This window comes from endosymbiont of unidentified scaly snail isolate Monju, assembly GCF_000801295.1.
Taxonomy (GTDB): domain Bacteria; phylum Pseudomonadota; class Gammaproteobacteria; order Chromatiales; family Chromatiaceae; genus MONJU.
This window is the reverse complement of the sequence record NZ_AP012978.1, coordinates 269,279-287,189: the sequence shown is the minus strand read 5'-3', so window position 1 is coordinate 287,189 and position 17,911 is coordinate 269,279. Positions and strand designations below refer to the sequence as shown.

The following is a 17,911-nucleotide window of genomic DNA, read 5'->3' as shown; positions in this document are numbered from 1 at the left end:
CAGATCACAGGACGGCAGGACCACCTCGCCGGGCGGCAAGGCATCGGGCGGCACCTCGCTCGGGCGACACACGGCCTCGGCCGGGGCCGGGGCCACCCATGCCGCATGCCGCAGGATCCCTGCCGAGATCCGTCGGCTCCAGGGCATCGAGCCCGTGCTCGACCACCTGACCGGCAGGCGGCGCGGGCACGGCATGCAGGGTTTCGTTTCGCGCCTGTTCACCGGCGCGCGGTGCCGTATCCGCATCGAACCGGGAGGCCGCCACGCTGCTCACCGGTGCCAGCAGCGACAATGGCGGCAGCCAGGTATACAACTGGTCCTGGGTGAGGCCCGCGACATCACGCTGGTCACCGGCCAGGGAGATCACGGTGCGTACATCGCCGCCTTGCAGGGTGAGCCGGCCGAATTCGCCGAGCATCACGTCCTCTCGCAGGCTGCCCACGAAGATGTCGCTGCCATGACCACCCAGCAGGAAGTCGTTGCCGGCGCCGCCGGTCAGGGTGTCGTTGCCCCCGGAAAACACCGGGTCGGCCTGCACCTGGCTCCACGCGCCACGTCGTTGCCAGAGCCCGTAGTCACCCACCAGGCTGTCACTGCCGGCACCGCCATCCAGACGATCGCCACCGGCGCCGCCGAACAGCACATCGTTGCCGGCGTTGCCCGACAATACATCGGCAGCACCTCCGGTCCCCATCACGGTGCCTGCCGTCTCCACACCGCCCTGAAGCGACCACTGGCCGAAATCGCCGAACAGGCGATCATCATCGTCTCCACCGCTCAGACGATCACCGCCCGCGCCGCCAAACAGCACGTCGTTGCCGGCATCGCCAGAAAGCTGGTCGTCTCCGGCGCCCTGGCCGGTGAGATTACGAGCCTGCTCGCCACCCGTGGCATCCAGCGACCACCGGCCGAAATCACCGAACAGGCGATCATCGCCCTCTCCACTGCTCAGATGATCACCGCCCGCGCCGCCAAACAGCACGTCGTTGCCGGCATCACCGAACAGGAGATCGTCTCCGGCGCCCTGGCCGGCGAGATTGCGGTTTTGCTCGCCACCCGTGGCATCCAGCGACCGCTCACCGAAATCGCCGAACAGGCGGTCGTCGCCCTGTGCACCACGCAGGACATCCGCACCCGCACCGCCGAAGAGGACGTCATTGCCCTCCCCGCCGAGCACGGTATCCGTACCGCCGGCAACCGTGGTGATCCCAAGGTACTGTCTCGGCAGGCCGAGGATGCCATCGGTGAAGTCCCCCGGACCGCCATTGCCGAGGGTGGCGGTCACCGGGCCGCCGAACAGGATGCGGCCGTCGTCGCCGAACAGGGCATCGTCACCCGAGCCACCCAGCAGTTCGTCGTCGCCCAGACTGCCGAACACCCACAGGTCGCGGGTGGCACCCTGACCGTCGAAACGGCCATTGCCGGCACCGAGATGTACGGCCAGTGCGCCGTCACCGCCGGCCTGCAATGCAGTAACGACCTGATCGTCGCCACCACCGGTATTGACGCTGGTGAGCGTGTTCACGCCGGCATCGCGGCGCGTGGAACGCACTTCGACCCGATCCGCCCCCTGCGAGGTCCAGATCCAGACCCCATCGGCCAGGTTGCCCGCGCCGATGTAACGGATCTCTCCCTGCGACAGGCCGGTGATGCGGTCGCTGGCGATCACCGCCCCGGTATCGCTCACTGTGGTGGCCTCGTCGCTGACCATCAGCTTGTGACGGCCGGCACCGAAATCGATATCGAGATTGCCCGCGACGGCATCCAGGTCACCGCGCAGGAAATCGGTGTCCACACCGATGCCCTGCGCCGCCTGCGAGGACACATAGACCCGGTCGTCGCCACCGTGCAGGTAGAGCCGGGTATCGGGCAGCACGCCCTGCACATTGAACTGGTCTCGTGCACTGCCGGTGTGGATCTCCATGCCCACCAGGCCGGAGAACGTGATGCCGTTGAGCATGCCGAGACCAGTGAGCTGCGACTGCCTCAGGATGGCCTCGCTCTCGACGGCATTGCCCCGATCATCGACCAGGGCGGTATCGTTGCCAGCCTGCCCATACAGGAACAGGGGGCCTGCGACCTCATCCACCTGCTGGAGGTCATTGGCGATGACGAAGGTGTCGTCGCCCGCAGGCGCCGAGGCCAGGCCGTTGGCCACCAGCAGGCGCCAGATCTCGGGCTGGACGTCCTCGATGGTGAATCGCTGACCGGCGTACTGAGTGCCGGTACGCCCGAAGAACAACCGCTGCTGCGCCTGGTCGGGATTGATGCCCAGCACGTACTTGTCGTTGAGCATGGCGATCAGTGCCAGCAGATCCGGGGTGCTGGTTGGATCGAAGTCGTGATTCAGGCCCAGCACGATGCGCACATCGGCCGCCCAGTCGCGGTAATGCTCGTTGCCCTGCAACGGGTTGTAGTCGGCCTTGAGCATCTCCCAGATCAGGTCGTTCTTGCCGGTCAGCCAGGTATCGAGCTGGTCGTCCGGCGGATACACCGGGATACGCTCCGCCGGATCGGCGACCCGCTGGTTGAAGCGGTCGATCAGGGCATGGCGGTCACTCACCGACTGGGTGTCGAAATCACGCCCCAGGCCGAGCCAGTCGCCGACCAGTGTCAGTTCCGAGATCCAGGCCCCGGCATCGCCCAGACGGTTCCGCAGGAAACGGACCTGGGCCATGATGTGCTCGTTGAACACCTCGGCATCCAGCGTCGGCTCCTGGCGCAGGCTGGCGACATCCAGGCCCAGCCCCTGTTCGGTCTCGAGCCGCTGGAGCAGGGCGGTGACGTGCACCGGGTCCGACGGATCGAAGTCCACGGGATTGCCATTGGTATCGACCAGGTTGAGCAGACGTCCGACTTGCGGCAGGAGGCCCGCCAGGGTCTCGTAATAATCGGTACTGGTATCGCCATGCAGATGCAGGGGACCGGTCGTGGCCTTCACCGTGAAACGGTCGCCCCCGCCGTTGCCATAGACATGGGTCACCGCCTTGTTCGCCGTCTGCCGTACGGTGAAATCGTTGCCGCCACGCTGCGCCAACTGCACCTCGATGTCGCTGAAACCGGCATACAGCAGGCCATGGGCAGAACCCAGCTTGCCGATGGCATCGTAGATACGCGACTGCTTGATCTTGACGCTGGTGACATAACCGGCGGGCAGACCGAGCGCGATGTCCCGGGTGGCATAGATCAATACATCACCGGTATCGGGATCCACCTTGACCTCGGCCTGCGAGAGATCGACGTCGCTGGTATCTGCGCCCGGGGCCCGCGTCCCCAGGCGATACCCCTTGGGGATCACCACGGTACGCACCTGGCCGGCGGCCAGGGCATCGGCCAGATCGGGCTCGATGATGGCACTGCGCTGACGGATCAGTCCCTTCAGGGCCTTGTCGACATCGGCCACTCCCATCCAGGCAGGCAGGATCCCGGCCAGCACGGCGGTATCAGTGGACACCTTGAGGGTGCGCACCTCCTGGCGGTAGAGGCCTTCATCTGCCGCCGGCGCGCCATCGCTGTTGTCCACGATGAGCCGGTCCTGGCCGTCCTCGCTGTTGCCATCGGTAAAGATCACAGACCCCTTGATGCCGGAGAGATCCCGGCTCGCCGGCATGTGGATGGGCACCACCGAGGCCGGCTGGGTGATGACCACCGGCACCTCGAGGTCGGGCTGCGGCGTGACGACAGGGACATTCAGGTAGATCGGGGGCTCGTCGTGCCGCACCCAGTAGGGGAACAGATAGGCGCCAAAGAGGCCGGTCCCGTACCAGGCATAACGTACCTCCCACCAGGTGTAGGCGGGACGCACCAGGATGTTCTGGTAGGTCACGATGGGAGGCTGGGGCACCCGCTTGATCTGGGTGCGCTGCGACGCCGGGATCTCGACCTCGAAGTCACGCGCCGGCCCACCCACATGGATGGTGTCGTTGCCTGCCCCGGTGTCGACGATGATCTCCTGTCCCTCCAGCGAACCGTAGAAATACACGGTGTCGTCGCCACCGCCGGTGATCAGGCGCAGACGCTCGATGCCCTCGATGGTGGGAATGTTCAGCCCCGCGCCATAGACCCTTTGCACCTCCCGGCCATTGACCATTTCGGTGAAGACATAGAAGGTGTCGTCGATCTCGGTGCCGACCACCACCAGGGTATCGAAGCCCGAGCCCCCGAAGATGTTGATGGGTGCATTCTTTACATAGACCAGCGTATCCGCACCCTCGCCGTCATTGGCGACATTGATATCGTCATCGGGGGACAGGCCATCGGGATTCAGCGCCGGCGTGGTGAGCAGCGCCTTGATGTAGAACAGCTCATCGTCTTCCTGGCCATAGAGGAAGATCTCGGCGATGTTGTGATTGACCTCGAAATAGTCGTCACCGGTGCCGCCGTAGAAACGCGACGGGAAGCTCACGCCGTTGGTGATGCGCTTGACCGCCGTCACCAGACCGTAGCGCGGGTCGTTGATCTGCTGGGTCTCGAGGACGTTGCCGATGAAGAAGCGGTCGTCACCGGCGTCGCCATACACCTGCAGCTCGGTCGATGAATCATCGACCAGGAACAGGTCGTCCCCTCCCCGGCCATGGGTGGTAAACAACTCGGTCGTCAGGTAGTTGACCGTCTGCCGGGAGACATTGCCCAGGCTGGTGTCGCGCACGATGATCTCGGTACTGTAATCGGCCACCGGAGCGAATATGGAATTCGCACCCTGGTCACCCGGACGCGGGGTGATGCGCTCGACGATGTCCTTGTCGAAATGGAAGACATCGTTCTCGTTGCTGCCACGCACCAGCAGGCCGTCCAGACCGTTTGTTCCCCGGTCGCGAATGTCCACCAGGGAACTGAATTCGCCACTGGCGGTACTGGAAAGCTGGATATCGTAGACATCACCGGCATCCCCACCATCGAGAATGGCCGAGTCGGACGTGAAATCATGCACGTAGAACTGGTTGACGCTGGCGGTGCCCGCGGCCAGCCCGTTCTGTCCCACCGTATCGACAGCCGAAAGAATGAACTGTGAGAACACCCCGGTCACATCCTCGGACTCGGTCAGCAGGCGGGTCCGCTGTATCCGTGGATCGGTTGCCGTACCGACATTGACCCCGGCTGCCAGCTCATGAACCACGAACCGGGTATCACTCAGTTCGAAGTCCGCATCCCGGGTCTCGACCAGGGTGTCGTAGCCGCCGCCGGTGTTGGCGAAGGTATCGACCCCCTTGCCGCCGGTGACCCGGTCGTCGCCCGCCCCACCATCGAGATGATCGAGATAGTCGGAACCGATCAAACGGTCAGCGCCATCCCCACCGCGCAGCACGGTGCGTGTCAGCAGGTGTTCGGCCATCAGCGAGGCGTCGAGGCGATCGTCGCCACCCTGACCATCGATCTCCAGCTCGTCGTGCAGGACGTTGCTGTTGCTGACAGCCCAGGACACGCCGCCGGCCTGGCTGACGATCACGACGCCATTGCCCGTGGAGACGCGGAAATCATCGGCTCCGGCGCCGCCGAACAGCTGCAGGAGATCCTGCTGCGAATCCAGGCCATAGACGGGTGTGATGAACTCGTCGTACACCGGGTTGCCCTGGGCATCGATGAGAGGATTGCCCGTTGCGTCATGGGCCTGCGCCCGCGAACGATGACTGCGCTGCTCGGTACGGGTCTCGAAGGCCTCGAGGTTGTAGGCGGTGAAATCGGTGGGAGCCACACCGTCGCGCCGCTGCACCAGCACCTGCCCCAGGATCGGGTGCGTCACCGTCACCAGGTCCAGGCTGCCATCGGCGAGGATGTCATAGGCCACATCGGGACCGTCTGATCCGTCCGCAGCGACCTGGCGATAGAAGCGGATGTCGGGCTGCTGGTTGCTGGCCGCATCGTAGGGATCGGTAACGCGGAACACCCGCGGGGTGGACACCGCGATGGCCGTGGGCAGGCCATTGGCATCCCGTTGCGACCAGTCCTCGTACACACCGTCCTCGACGATCGCCACCGTGTCCAGTATCTCGCCGGTACCGAAATCGACATCGGCGCGAGTGACCGTGGTCGCCGACAGATCGCCGCTGCTCATCCGGTCGGCACCTTCGCCGAGATCGAAGGAGAGATGCTCAACTCCCTGCAGCACGAAGGACGCCCGGTTGAAGTCCACCTTCACATCGGCGCCAACGGCGGACAGCCGCACATCGTCGGCCTCGCGTGCCACCCGGGCATGCGCCTTGAAGGTATCCTGCTCCTCGGTGTTTCCGTTCTGCGTGCCGGTACCGCCCGCCACCGCGAGATCGCTGCCGTCACCGACGTACCAGTGGATGGTGTCGCTGTCCAGACCGCCATCGACCCGGTCACGCCCGGCACCACCGGTGAGGGTGTCGGAATCGGCATCACCGAACAAGCGGTCGTCTCCATCCTGCCCCAGCAGCACATCAGCGGCCGCACCACCGTGCAGCTCGTCGTTGCCGACACCGCCTTCGAGCCGGTCCTTGCCGGCATCACCCCATACCAGGTCGCCCCCCTCGCCGGCCAGGATGAAATCGCGCCCGTCGCCACCGTGGACGACATCGTTGCCGGCACCGGCCTCGATCTGGTCCAGACCGGCGTCACCCCAGATGCTGTCGTCGCCACCGCCGGTCATGAGAATGTCGTCACCCGCACCACCGTAGACGCTGTCGGCCCCATCGGCCGTCTCGATGGTGTCGTTGCCGGCCCCACCCCGCACAATGCGTCGCTGGCCCGCGGTGGCGGCGAGTACGCGCACGATATCGTCGCCGTCCCCGGTGGACAGATCCAGATCGGCGGTCACGTCCTTGCCGATCACGAATTCGTCGTCGTGAGCGGTGCCCCCGGTGACGATGCGCTTCACCTGCCCGAGTTCGAAATCCTCGCTCACCCCGCGTGAAGTCACCCGCAGCACATCGCGCGGCGGTCCGGACGCCGGATTGTCGACATGCGCCACATCCACCATATAGCGCACCGGACGCTCGCCTATCCGTTCGCCGGTCACCGAGGTATCCGGGCGGTATTCCAGGGTGAGGGTTCCGTTGGCATCGAGCTGAGCGATGTCGGCCGCCGGGTCGGGGCAGTCGTGATCGAAATCCGCCAGCACCTCGTCGACAAAGCGCTTGCGTGCCTCGAACAGGGTGACCTCGCCGAAGAATCCGAGATCCAGGCCCACCCAGAAGAAGGCTTCGAGGAAGGCACGCACCGCACCGTGCATTTCAAACAGGCACAGTGGATCCTGATCCAGCCGCGTCAGGATCTCGTCCACCCGCAGCTTGTTGTCGTACTGCGCCTCGACCAGGGTGCCCCGCCCCGTGCCCGGGTTGGCCAGATCGTTGAGATCGAAATCGACTCTGGCCTTGATTCCGCCATCCACCCCGGCCTCGACCAGCCCGCTGATACCGACCGATGCCCCGGCGACGATGCCAGCTGTCATCGTCACCTCGGGGAGATCGGTCACCTGGCCACTGTCGAGCTGCCCCTGCGAATAGCTCGCCACCCGGTTGCCGGCCGCATCGACCACCTGGTCATCGACGAAGAAGCCGGTGAAGATCAGATCGGGCCGGGTGAAGCCGCTGTCGAAGAAGGCGCGCAAGCCACTGGTGTCGAATCCGAAGTCGGCGGTCGCACTCACGCCACCACCGATCCGCGCATTCAGGCCCGGGAAGATGGGGAACGAACGGCGATAGTCGAAACTGAGCACCAGCTTCGGCATGTCGTAGATGAACAGATCGACATCCTTGCCCAGCAGCAGGCCGACCACATCGCCGGGATTGGTCAGCAGCGGGAAGCTGAAGCCCCCGTCGCCCACGAGGAAGTTGTCGCGCAGACTCCTGGCCTTGCTCTTCGCAGCCGAATTGGTGGAAGTACCGCCGGGCGTGCTGCTGGCGGTGTCCAGGCTGCCCTCGGTGCCTGGCCTGGCCGTTGGCGGGGCCGCCGGCGCTGCCGGATTGCCGGTGTCGATATCGAAGGTGCCGAAATTGATGAACAGCCCGTCGGGCGGCAGATCCTGTATGGCCTGAGCAAAGGCATCAAGCTTGACGACCGCATCGATGAACTTGACCGCCGCGCCATATCGGCTGTTGCCCAGCACCAGCCGGGCCAGGTCGAGCAGCGAAGTCGCCGGCGAACCCAGTTGCTTGAGGAAACCGATCTCGCGGGTCAGCATCTCGATCACCGGGCGCACCGGGCCGAGGATCTCGGCGACCTTGTCCACGATCGGCCCCATGAAACCGGTGATGAAGCCGCCGGCATCGAGGGTGACGTCCTCGAACACCAGTTGAGGCGAACCGCCGAGGTCGATGCTGGTGACACCGGGACCGAAGGTGGCCTCGACGAACTGCTGGTCGTAGTGGATGGTGGTCTCGATACTGGGGAAACTCAGGCCGCCGCTGACCGGCATGTCCAGGGTGGCCTGGATGTCGGCATTGGCATAGGCGGCGATACGCGCTTCCAGCCCCAGGGTATCCCCCCGACCGAAGCGACCATTGCCATCGCCATCGGTGAGATCGACCTCGAACTCGCCAAACAGGCCACTGCCGCCATCGGCATCCGCCACGTCCGTGAGCTGGGCGCGCAGGAAGGCCAGGTTGGCCTCCAGCGTGGTGCCGGGGAGCAACTCCGCCGCAAGGTTCAGCGCGAACTCGGCCCCGCTGGCCGTGGCGCCACTGGTATCCAGATAGACCCCGTCGGTGGCCGACAGACCGAAGCCCAGACCGAACACGTAGTCCATGCTGACCTGGAGACCGCCATCGGCAGAGAGGTTCAGGCCGGGCAGGCCCCCGCCGAAGGTGAAGGGCACCACGCGCGGCGAGAACACCTGGCCACCGATCTGCAGGTTGAAGCCGATGGCCTCGGGCGAGACCATCAGGTCAATGTCCTGCGGGCCGGTCACGGCGGCATATACCAGGTCGCCGTTGGCATCACGCTGCGGCCGACCGTCCGCATCCACCACCAGGCGTTGCAGATCCAGCCCCAGGCCGTTCCGGTAGCTCCCCCCGGTCTTGTCGCCGAGCAGGGACTGACGCAGGGTGGACACGAAGTTGCCCGCGTCCTGGATGGCATCGCCCACCACCGGCAGGTCCAGGGAGGCGAAGCGTCCCAGCATGCCGTTCTCGAGGGTGTCGAACATGGCCTCCAGGCCACTCAGCACCCGCGCCGGATCGTTGAGCAGGGCCGACAGGGAGAACAGGTCACCGATGTCAGGGGCCACCACCTGCCAGTCGATGCCCGTCCCGAGATCGAAGCCGGCATCGAAATGCAGCACGTTGTCGGGGATGCCGTCGCCGTTCTGGTCTTCCTGCGAACCCAGCGGCGTTCCCGGGTCGGGGAAGAACATCGGCAGATCGAGCGTCGCCATGCCGCCCAGAGACCCGTCGAGATGCGCCGACATGTCCCCCAGGGCATAGCGGCTTGCCAGTCCGTCGAGACCGAAAGAGGCCGCCATGTCGATGTCCGCCGAGGCATTGGCGATCAGGAAGTCCACGCTGCCGAAACTGCCGAGGTCCAGCCCCACCTGGAAATCGACCGGATTCTGGAAGCCGGCTTCGAGATCGAAGCGCACACCGGAATCGCCGGCGATCTCGGGGACCGGCGCCGCGGCCAGGTCACCGAGATCCCAGGACAGCCCGATATCCATGGCCGCCGTGGCCAGCAGCCCCAGACCGATATTGCCATTGGCATCGCCCAGCGAGACGTTCAGTCCCACCCCGGGTGGCAGAGGGATCTGCGAAGCGTAGTCGTTGAGATCGAGCGCAAAGGCATACTGGCTGTCGGCCAGCACCTTCTCGAACGAGAAATCGAGCGCCAGGCTCGAATCCTGGTAGGTCAGGGAGAACGGGTCGCTCCCGGCGCCCAGGAAGTCGTTGAATACCCGGTTCAGTTCGTTTTCCAGACTGACCAGGGTGGTCCCCGCACCGTCACGCACGGCAACCAGTCGGTCACGGATGGCCGTCAGGAAATCGCTGGTGCCGTCGCCGAGCAGATCCATCAGGCTGCGGTCGATGCCCGGCAGGGTGGTGTACACCGCGCTGGACGGATCGATCAGGCCATCGAGCACCTGGATCAGGCCATTCACCACGTCCTGTACGCTCAGGCCCTTGAGATCGAACAGCCCTTCCAGACCTTGCGCGCTCAATTGCACGTTGGAGAACAGGTCCGCGATGCTGCCGATGCGTGACAGACCATTGTTTTCGGGCAGGCTGGCGCGGATGGCCGCGGCGTTGGCCTGCAGGCCATCGAGCCCGGTATCGAGCACCAAGGGCAGATCGACGTTGAACCAGGTATTGCCGCCCAGCTCCGGCAACAGGGCAGAGGGCGGCAATACCCCCGATTGCAGGGCCGCCATGTCGAGCCGGCTGTCGGTGCCAAAGCGCATCTCGGTACCGATATCGATCACACCATTCTGGATCGCCAGACCGACGGGACCGAGCGATACGCCAAGATTGACATCGGGGTTGGCCAGCGAGAGGTCCAGTATCACTGCCGGTGCATCGACATAGAACTCACCGCTGTTCTCGTCCAGCCCGAAACCGAAGTCCAGGCGCAGGGCGGCCGCGAGATCGACAGAGGCATTGCCGTTGACACCGAAGTGCAGATTCTCCAGGCCGGGAACGGCATTGAAATCGAGCGACAGACTGCTCAGGTCGATACCCAGGGTCTGCGTCGCCGTGGACACCGGGAGAGACACCGTGAAGGCCTTGCCGTTGCTGCCAGGCGCAATGCTCACGCCCCCGATACCGGCGATCGCCTGGCTGTCCACATTATTGCCGTTGGCAAACAAGTTCTCGATATCGGTGATCAGCGATTGCACCCGGGTATTCAGATCGGCCGCCGAGGCCGGCAGGAAATCCGCCAGGCGCAGATTGGTGAAGGGGATGTCGCTCGCCAGGAAACCGTCCACACGCTGCGCGACCCCGTCGATCCAGGTACGGAACTGCTGGAACCCTTCACGCAGGCGGCTCTGATCGGAGCTGTCCAGATTGACCACCTGGACAGGCTGCTGCTGGCTGCTGCCAGGTACCGCGGGACGTGCCGCCGTGGACAATACGACATCCATGGCGTTGCCCGAGCCGGTATCGTGTCCAAGACCGAGTGCGTGACCGATCTCGTGTACCAGTACGCTGTAGAGGTCGATACGACCAGCCGCCAGATCGTTGGCGGTCGCAGGCGTCGAATCGACGAACCAACCATGATCGGCGGCCGTGGGATCGAGCAGGACGGTGCCATCGGCCAGGGTACGTGCCAACTCACCTTCCGGCAGATCGACCAGACGCAGCGAGGGCACCGGAATGTCCGCCAACTGCAGCTTGCCGCCGGCCCGGGTATTCCCCACGACATCCACCCAGGTGCCTACCCAGGCCTGCCGCGCGGCATCGATCAGCGCCTGCGGTACCTGCGCCACATCGGTCAGGGCACCGGCCGGCCAGCCGCCCGCCATCAGGGGTGCCGTGGGATCGATGTCACTCGTTGTCAGCGTAGCCGCAGGGCTCAGGGAAGCCCCGGCCGCCAGCGTGGCACTACCGCTGATATCGACCGACAGCTTGAGCCCGATCTGTTGGCGCAGCACCGAGGCCAGATCCATGGTGCCTGCGCCCCAACCATGGCCGGCGGCCGTGGAATCGATGCGGATGGTGCCGTCGGGCAACTGCATGGCCAAGGCCAGATCGGGCAGATCGACCCGGATCGCATCCGCACGCAGCAACACCGTGCCGCTGCCATCCTTCAGCACCCGGTCCACGGCGTCCCATGCGAGCGTCTGCCCATCGAGCGAAACACCGTCGAATGCCGCAAACGCCGCCTCGATGTCGCCCGTGGACACGGCACTCAATGCCAGACCTGCCGGCAACGCCGAGGTACTCACCAGGGCATCGGGCGAAAAAGCCCCCGCATCGAGCACGGCCCCGTCGGTAACGATCTCCACCGCCGGCGCGCCATCGAGCAACAATGTCTTGCCACCATAGGCGATGCTCGTACTGTTCGCCGCTCGCGTGATGGTGATCGCGGATGGCGCCACGCCGCTCGTACCCGACAACCGCAGCTTCGACAGGGTACCGGTCACATCGATGGTCACACCGTGCCAATTGCCCAGGTCGGCCCGCACTTCCTGAATCTCGTTTGCCTGAAAGCGCAGCCCATCCTTCTGCAAGGCGGACAGATCGAGCGCGTCGTCACTTCCGGGGCGTCCTTCACGCTTTATCCCCGTGTAGCTGTCCGTTCCATCCGAAGCCACCAGGACCACCCGGGTATCGTCCGCGGTGATCTGGTCGTCGAAGGCCGAACCGATGATCTTGCTCACCCCCTTGACGCCAAACTTCGCCAGGAAGGCGTTGCTCGGATCGTGCGGCCCGGCAAGATCCATCAGTGTGGTCAGACCGCCCAGGCGGTTGCCTTCCACCCCGGTCGCCTGCCCCCGGTTGGTATGGCGATCGAGCATGAACTCGTTCCAGGCCTCGGAGAGACTGCCCAGTCCGGGAACACCGAATGCCGGACTGTCCCCCGGAGGGACGGGGAGGGACAGACCGAGCAGGTCGGCAGGGCCTGGCAGATCCAGCCCCGTGTCCAGGTTCACCGTCACGCCCCCCTGCCCGGCCGTTATGGGCGTGCCATCGGGATTCTTTCCATAATCGCTGTAGTCGAGCACGATGTCGCCGAAGGAGCCCGCCTCCAAGGTCCCTTTCAGCGAAGCATCACCGTGGAAGTTGACCTTCATGGTCCCCGCCGAGGGACCGATGATGGACTCGATGTCCATCGCCAGGACCACGCTGGTAGTAAAACCGCCGGGCAAGGAAATGCCGAGGCTGGTCGCGGCATTGGCCAGGGTGGTATCGCGCACCACCACGTAGTTGCTCACGATATCCGGTCCGGAATAGCTGGACAGGCTGCCCGCAAGGTCGGTACCCCCGATGGCATCGGTGATCAGGGCGAAGGCCTCGGCGGCGGAATACTGGTAGATATCGACCTCGATGTCTCCCACCATGGAGGAGAAATCCAGGGTATCCAGCGACTCGGGCGCGGTGTAGGCCTGTCCGTTCACCGTCACCTGCACGTCCGGCATCTCCGGGATCACCGCCAGGCCCCACAGATTGCTGAACTTGTAGGTGTCCGGCCCCACCAGGCCGGACATCACGCTGGCGCTGACCCGGCCGAGCGAACTGGAGAAGGTGTTGGGCATCACGTCGCCCAGCAGGAAATTGGCGCCGGCACCGTACTTGACGTCGGTGATGATGCCGTTCGTATCGGTCGGGCGTTCGCCCTTGACCAGATTGGCGATGCCGGGAATATCCACGCTGCCCGGCGTGAAGCCGCTGGCCAACACATCGTAGGCTTTCTGAGTGTTGGTCGCGGTGTCCGGCCAGGTGAGCGGCGGCGCCAGACTGAGCTGCGTGGAACCTGTTAACACGCCGTAGCGTGACAGGTCCAGGGTGTGCTGCACATAGAGGCCGGCAAGCACGGCATTTTCGGTGAGCGGAATCTGCCGATACTGGAGGCCGCCGGTCAGTTCCAGCGTGCCCTGGAAACTCGTCCCCTGGTAGACCCGGTACACGTTTTCCGAACGCCCGGTAACGATGGTGGTGTTGGCATCCACCTGGTCGATGGTGATGGATGTCGGCGACAGTCCCGGTACACTGTCCCCAATCGCGTCGAGCCCGCTGATCTTGCTCACCACCAGCGAACCGTCCTCGCGGAAATCGAAGCGCAACGGCACCGTGGCCGCGCTGAAATCGAGCAGCAGCGTGCTGTTCGCGTTCATCGCGCTGGTATCGATGTCCAGGCGCTTCCAGTCGTTGCCGAAATAGAACCTCTGGTTGCCGGAACCGGTCTCGATCGTCCGGACCTTGTAACCACGAGCCAGAAAATTGACCTTTTCGACCAGCAGCGTGTTGTTACCCGAGAAGGTCCCGGTCGCACGGGTGAAATTGCCGGTCGGCAACGACCCCGTATCACGGGTAAAGGTTCCGGTACCCAGTTCGATCTTCCCGGCAGCCAGCGAATAGGAAAGATCGTCGGTGACCGCGCTCAGATCGACGATGTCGGTCCGACTGCCAAGCTTTTCGCCCTTGATGACATCATGTCCCCAACCGTCTTCGAACCGGTAGGTGTCACGTCCCCAGCCGCCACTCAGCGTATCGTTGCCGGACCCGCCGACCAGGATGTCGTCGTTGCGTCCTCCCTCGATCACATCGTCGCCGGCACCACCTTCGAGGTAGTCCTGACCGCTGCCACCGCGCAGGCGGTCGCTGCCCTCGCCGCCGCGCATCACATCGTTGCCCGCGTTGCCGACCAGCTCGTCGTTGCCGGCCCAGCCCACCAGCTGATCGTCTCCGCCGCTGCCGTCCAGCCGGTTGTCTGCCGCATTGCCGTCCAGCAGATCGCCCCGTTCCCCACCCTTGAGGTTGGCGAAACCCTCGAAGCCGGCGGGCAGGCCTTTCAGGGAATGCGCCATCAGGCTGATCGCCTCACCGGCCTGCCAGCGGTATTCCAGCGTGTTGCTGCCTGCCCCACCGTCGATACCGCCATGCACCACGGCGTCGTCCTCGATGGTGAACAGGTCGTTACCGGCCCCGCCGATGATGCGCCCCACATTGGTCACCACCAGCTTCTTGGCCAGCAGGTTCCCGAGCGTGCCGGACGAATCGGTGAAGGCCACGGTCACGCGATTGCCAAGACCCTCGCCCGACTCGACGGTGACGTGCATGCCGCGCGTCACGCCGCTCAGGTCCAGCACCATCTCCGGAATCGCGTTCGGCGCCAGCGGGTTTTCGATGCTCAGGGTCTTGTTGAACAGCCCGTCGACCGCATACTGATCGACGAAGGCCTGATCGACCTTGATGGTGTTGTCGCCGCGACCCAGCTTCAGGTGCTCGACAGCCTGAACGCCGGCGAGACGCGAAGCGTTGGTATGACTCACCAGAGTGGTAGTCGGTGCCGTCGCCGGATCGTCCCAGACGGCAATGTCCTCGCCGGTGAGTGAGGTGAAGGTGACATGCCCGTCGGCATAACCGACATCGACCCGGTCGGCGCCGAACGTCGCATCGACTGCCGCCTGCAGCGCGGCCAGCCAGGCGTCTTCGGCCGCCTGGTCGATGGTGTCGACGACAGCGGTATCGCTGGCGTTCGGAACGACGCCAGCCAGTGCACGATTGATCTCGTCGGCGATGACCCGGGTCCAGGCCGCACGGCGTTCACCATCACTGCCGGTGAAGGTCTGTGAAGGCACGGTCACCGTCACCTGCTCGCCCAGGGTGCCGCCGATGCGCAGCTTGAACGTCAACGGTACCGTCGCCGCGCCATCGGCCGGCAGGGGCTGATCCAGGAACACCAGTCCCCCGCTGGTCTGCTGGCTCAGATTCGGCCCGGACCACAGGGTGAGCGCGCGGCCCTCGACATGGCCGAACGCCAGACGGCCGTTCAGATACTTGACGTCGATGACCTTGGTAACCGCCGGCGGCTGGGCCTGTGGCGTGCCGTTGAGCGCATTGACGATGGTCTGCTCGATGTTCGCCAGCCATGTCGTCTTGCTCACGCCGGACTGGGCGGCGAGCTGTACCCGTACCGCATCACGCGCAGAACCGATGCGCAGATCGAAATCGAGCGCGGAGCCGACCGGGCCGACACCTGCGAGCACCACGATCATGCCTGTCTGCGGGGGCCTGGTATCCAGATAGCTGTCCACGGTCAGGCGCGCACTGCCGTCACGCATCGCCAGTGCCAGGCGCCCCGCCGCATAACCCACCTCGACGGGACTGGCGTTGACCGGTGTCACCTCCGGGGTACCCACCGTCTCCACCGGGGTCAGATCCATGGCATCCAGATGCACCCGTTGGACGGTATCCGGCGTGGTGTCTTCCAGTTCACCCACGGCCATGGCGAAATCGACCGCGGCGACCAGCCGGTCGGCGAAATCGGTATCATCGAAGGCCATGGCGGCCGGGGCACCGTTCAGCCCCACATCGGTGCCCGTGGCAAGCGAACCACTCAGAGTCGTCAGACTGCTGTCGACAGACAGGGTGGCGGACAACTGGACCGAGATATCGCCGCTCACGGCACTGAAATCGAGCGCGTCCCGACCGTTACCCGACGACTCGATCAGGGTATCCGTCCCCCAGCCATCGAGGAAGGCATAACTGTCGTCACCGGCACCGCCGATCAGGGTGTCGTTGCCGGCACCGCCCTGCAGCACATCGGCGCCGCCTCCGCCCTGCAGGGTATCGACTCCGTCACCACCCAACAGGTGGTCCTTGCCCGTTCCGCCATCGAGGGCGTCGTTGCCGGCATCGCCGAACAGCACGTCGTCGCCACCACCGCCGAAGAGCTGGTCGACGCCGGCGCCACCATGCACCTCGTCGGCACCGGCACCGCCTTTCAGGGTATCGTCGCCCGCCTGCCCGTAGAGACGGTCGCTGCCGCGCCCACCGAGCAGAACATCCCGATACTGCGCGCGATCCGCCCCAACCAGGGTATCGGCACCACGCCCACCCACCAGTGACTGCGCCGTATAGAGATTGAGGATCTCGAAATCGTTGCTGCCGGCACGCACCCGGAAATGCCCCCGGTCCGTCCCGACCGGGTCGATGCGCACCGGTCGGGTCTCGCCCCGGACCAGCAGGCCATCGGGATTGTCGAGATTGGAACTGAACCCCAGTCTGGCGCTCTGACTGCCCTGCAGATCGAGGGCGCCGGTGAACGAGGCGCCCTTGGAGAACAGCACGGTATTGTTGCCGGTACCGGCCTTGATGCCGGCATTGGCCGCAAGCTGCATCTTCAGGGTGATGCCGTTTCCGGCGACGCTGAGCCACCCACCCTTCTGGAAACGGAACTCCAGATCCCCCGTATGCGTGCTCAGATCCAGGCTCCGTACTGGATCCAGCGTACGGCTCGTCTGGAAGTTTCCTTCGGCCCGGCCATCGACATAGAGCACATTGCCGGCGATGCCGCCCAGCAAGCCCGCATAGCTCAGGCTGCCGGTCTGTGCCTCGATCCGACCGGTCGCGTATTCCAGATCCCAGTCGCCCCCGCGGGCCACATCACCGGTGGCGTCGGTGGACGCCGCCACGTCCACACCGGCCAGCCGAAACAGACTGTCCACGAAGGCCACGCCCGACTGGCCTTCGGCGACATCACAGCCATAGAGCAGCAGATCACCGCCCGGTCGCAGGGCAGCACCCCAGCGCGCGATGCGCGCCTGCTCGCGCTGCAGGCGTTCGCGATCGAGCTGGCTGTTGCCAAGGCGCACCAGGCCCGCCGCACCGTGCGACAGCAGATGCACCGAGGCCAGATCCTGATGACGGGACAGGATCTCGCTCACCTGTTCCACCCCGTTTCGTTCGGCATCGAGCCAGACCACCTCGACCCGCGGCGCCTGGCCGGCACCATCTTCGCCCCCGGGCAGCACCAGCGAGGGCTCCGGCGCCCTGGGTGGCGTCTCGTCGGGCGCAGCAGGCACGGGACCTTGCGGTGACGTTTCGGCTTCCGGTGTCACGGAGGCAACGGGCGACGGGGCCGGCGCGGCCGCGGCCGGCTCCCCGGCGGGCCCTTGCCGCAGGCGGGCCTCGAGCTGGGCGACCAGCGCCTCGGCGCCGCTCACCGAGGGATCGACGATGATCAGGTGAGTGCCTTCCAGCGCTTCGAACAACGCCAGTTCGGCCGGTCCGAGGCCCGGTTGTGCCTGGGCCTGCGCCACTTCGGGGGCCGGGGGGCATCGTCTGTGAGCAGCACCTCGTCCGCCTGCAGGGCAGCCACCTCCTGGTCGGTGAGCAGCAGGGTCTCGGCCGGCACCTCGGACAGCTCGGTGGCCCCGGGCAGGGGCAGATCCGCCGACAGCAGGATGCGCGGTTCCAGGGGTTCGAAGATCAGTGTCTCGGCACGCGGCGGCGCAGCCAGGGAGCGCCGCCGTAGTCCTTCAACCAATCGCTTTCGCCACTTGCTGATCATCGTG

General features: G+C 65.3%; 2 protein-coding genes. Both read right to left on the bottom strand.

Annotation, left to right across the window (positions count from 1 at the left end; genetic code table 11):
• Positions 1-4: 4 nt before the first annotated feature.
• Positions 5-17,608 carry a DUF4347 domain-containing protein gene (locus EBS_RS14455; protein WP_231892890.1) on the bottom strand — a complete coding sequence of 5,868 codons (17,604 nt, stop codon included), beginning with the start codon at positions 17,606-17,608 and terminating at the stop codon, positions 5-7.
• On the bottom strand, positions 17,578-17,907 hold the full coding sequence (locus tag EBS_RS01365) for an LEPR-XLL domain-containing protein (RefSeq protein WP_081999755.1): 330 nt from the start codon (positions 17,905-17,907) through the stop codon (positions 17,578-17,580). Before EBS_RS01365 ends, EBS_RS14455 begins: the two co-directional genes overlap by 31 nt.
• Between the last annotated feature and the right edge of the window lie 4 nt (positions 17,908-17,911).